A 3272-nucleotide genomic window follows, 5' to 3' on the forward strand; every position below is an offset into this window, starting at 1 on the left:
CGTTCCCGAACTGGAGGAAGGACACTTTTATAAATACGAGATCCGCACCCAAGACGGCCACTGTTATCAGAAGGCTGACCCCTACGGCTTCCAGCATGAAGTCAGGCCTGATACCAGCTCCATCGTGAGTCATCTGGACGGTTTTCAGTGGAATGATGACGCCTGGATCAGTAGCCGAGATCGTCGAAACCCCCTCGATCAGCCGATCTCGGTGTACGAGATGCACCTCGGCAGCTGGATTCATGCCTCAGCGGACGATCCGTTCATCGAAGCCGATGGAACACCACGCCCACCAGTTCCTGCTGCTGATCTCAAGCCAGGTGCCCGCCTGCTCACCTATCCCGAGCTGGCCGATCGTCTGATTCCTTACGTCAAAGAGCAGGGGTTCAGCCATATCGAATTGATGCCAATCACGGAGCATCCTTTCGATGGGTCATGGGGATACCAGGTCACAGGTTGGTATGCACCCACAAGCCGCTACGGCACTCCCGACGAATTTCGAGCCTTCGTGGATCGCTGCCATGCCGAGGGCATCGGGGTAATCATCGATTGGGTGCCTGGTCACTTCCCCAAAGACAGTCATGGCCTTGCCTTCTTCGATGGCTGCCACCTCTACGAACACGCCGACCCACGGATTGGCGAGCACAAGGAATGGGGGACGCTGATTTTCAACTACAGCAGGAATGAAGTCAGAAACTTCCTGGTTGCCAATCTCGTCTTCTGGTTTGACCAGTTCCATATCGATGGCATCCGGGTTGATGCGGTGGCATCGATGCTCTACCGGGATTATTTACGACCCGATGGTGAGTGGTTAGCCAACGAACACGGCGGCAGAGAAAACACCGAAGCGGTTCGCTTCCTCCAACAAGCCAACCACGTTCTTTTTCAACATTTCCCCGGCGCGCTTTCAATCGCGGAAGAATCCACTACTTGGCCCATGGTGACTCAGCCCACGGAGAACGGTGGGCTGGGCTTCAATCTCAAATGGAACATGGGTTGGATGCACGACATGCTCGATTACTTCGAGCTGGATCCGTGGTTCCGCCAGTTTCATCAAAACAACATCACGTTTTCGATCTGGTACACCTACACCGAAAACTTCATGCTTGCCCTGAGTCACGACGAGGTCGTGCATGGCAAGAGTCATCTGCTTCACAAGATGCCTGGAGATGACTGGCAGAAGTACGCCAACACCCGTGCCCTACTCGCCTACATGTGGACGCACCCAGGCAAAAAAACGATCTTCATGGGCATGGAGTTCGGCCAACGGGCGGAATGGAACGTATGGGGCGATCTGCAGTGGGATTTGCTGAACTACGCGCCGCACGCAGGCGTTCATCGGATGGTGAAAGAGCTGAATGCGCTCTACAAGCAAGAGCCTGCTCTCTGGCAAGACGATTTTGATCAGTACGGCTTCCAGTGGATCGATTGCAATGACAATCGCCACTCCGTGATCAGCTTCATGCGCCGAGAAAGAACAAACGGCTCCTGGCTCGTGGTCGTGGCCAACTTCACGCCCCAAAGCCATTCCCATTACAAAGTGGGCGTTCCAATAGCTGGCTTCTACGAAGAAATCTTCAACACGGATGCTGCCAAATACGGCGGCAGCAATCTGGGAAATCTTGGTGGGAAGCCCTCCGACGAGTGGGGCATCCATGGGTACGAGAACTCCCTGGAGCTCTGCCTGCCACCGCTCAGCCTGATGGTGTTCAAGCATGACCCCAAAAAAAGTTTGGCCGAAGTCACTAACAAAGAGAGTGCTTAGGTTCAGGTGATGTGACAAAACTGCCCGGATCGCCGTAAAACACAGCGTTTTGGTCAGTTTGGTCAGGTAGGTTGCCGCCTTGATCTGCACGCATTCATGAGCGATACCCTGCCCCTACTGCTCCGTGCCGCCCGCGGAGAATCGGTAGAGCGTCCTCCTGTCTGGATGATGCGCCAAGCAGGGCGCTACATGAAGGTCTATCGCGACCTCCGCGATCGCCACCCGAGCTTCCGAGAACGTTCTGAAAACCCAGATCTCTCCTATGAGATTTCCATGCAGCCGTTCAAGGCGTTCCAGCCTGATGGAGTGATTCTCTTTTCAGACATCTTGACTCCACTCCCTGGCATGGGGATCGATTTCGACATTGTTGAGAGCAAAGGCCCTCAAATTGGTGATCCGATCCGGAGCCTCAGTCAGGTAGACGCTCTGAGACCTCTGCAGCCCGAGGAGAGCATGCCCTTTGTCGGAGAAGTGCTTGGGCGCCTGCGCAGCAGCGTTGGCAATCAGGCCGCCGTCCTTGGCTTTGTAGGCGCACCCTGGACCCTGGCGGCGTACGTCGTGGAAGGGAAAAGCAGCAAGAACTATGCCGTCATTAAAAAGATGGCCTTCCAGGAGCCAGAACTCCTGCACAAACTTCTTGATCACTTCGCAACGTCGATTGCCACCTACCTGCGGTATCAAATCGATTCCGGAGCCCAGGTGGTTCAGATGTTTGACTCCTGGGCAGGGCAACTCAGCCCCGCCGATTACGACACGTTTGCAGCTCCGTATCAGAAAAAAGTTGTCGATCTCGTCAAGCAAACCCATCCCGACACCCCGTTCATCCTTTACATCTCAGGAAGCGCAGGGGTCTTAGAACGTATGGGTCGCACTGGTGTCGACATTATTTCTCTGGACTGGACGGTCGACATGGCTGAGGGACTCGCACGGCTACCTGACCACGTCGGCGTGCAAGGCAATGTCGATCCAGGATTGTTGTTTGGCACACCAGAAGCGATTCGCGATCGCATCGATGATTGTGTGCGCAAGGCCCGTGGTCGTCGCCACATTCTTAATCTGGGCCACGGGATTTTGCCTGGCACTCCTGAGGAGAACGGTCGCGCTTTCTTTGAAGCCGGCAAGACTGTGATGGATCGAATCGGGGGGGCCTGATTGATCCAAACACCCGCAAGAATCCTGATTACCGGCGCAAGTGGTTGCGTCGGCCAGTACACAGCGGCTTGGCTGCTGGAAAATTCTGATGCTGAGTTGCTGCTGTTGCTGCGTGATCCAGCCAAACTGACTGCGATCTCAGCCGATCAGCCACGTGTTCGCCTGTTGGTGGGAGATCTACGTGAAATAGATCGATTTACCAGCGAACTCTCCACTGTGACCCGAGTGATTCACACGGCTACCGCCTGGGGAGATCCTGAGCGTGCCCATCAGGTCAATGTTGTTGCTGTTAAAAAGATGCTGGCCCTGCTGAATCCGGCAGTCGTTGAGCAGATCGTTTACTTCTCCACCGCCA

Annotated in this window: 3 protein-coding genes; all 3 read left to right on the top strand. The window is 55.0% G+C overall.

Annotation, left to right across the window (positions count from 1 at the left end; translation table 11 throughout):
* On the top strand, positions 1 to 1765 hold a 1765-nt coding region (gene glgB / locus NCN04_RS09840), incomplete at its 5' end, for a 1,4-alpha-glucan branching protein GlgB (RefSeq protein WP_250395976.1).
* A gap of 96 nt (positions 1766 to 1861) precedes the next feature.
* The gene (gene hemE / locus NCN04_RS09845) at positions 1862 to 2917 is read left to right on the top strand and encodes a uroporphyrinogen decarboxylase (RefSeq protein WP_048346831.1); all 1056 of its coding nucleotides are present in this window, start codon (positions 1862 to 1864) and stop codon (positions 2915 to 2917) included.
* Positions 2918 to 3272 (top strand): NAD-dependent epimerase/dehydratase family protein (locus NCN04_RS09850; RefSeq protein WP_250395977.1); only part of this gene is annotated, 355 nt, incomplete at its 3' end.

This window comes from Synechococcus sp. MU1655, assembly GCF_023630655.1.
GTDB lineage: Bacteria > Cyanobacteriota > Cyanobacteriia > PCC-6307 > Cyanobiaceae > Synechococcus_C.

Coding starts and splice junctions, on each gene's coding strand:
- hemE (WP_048346831.1), top strand. CDS start 1,862: ATGAGCGATACCCTGCCCCTACTGCTCCGTGCCGCCCGCGGAGAATCG.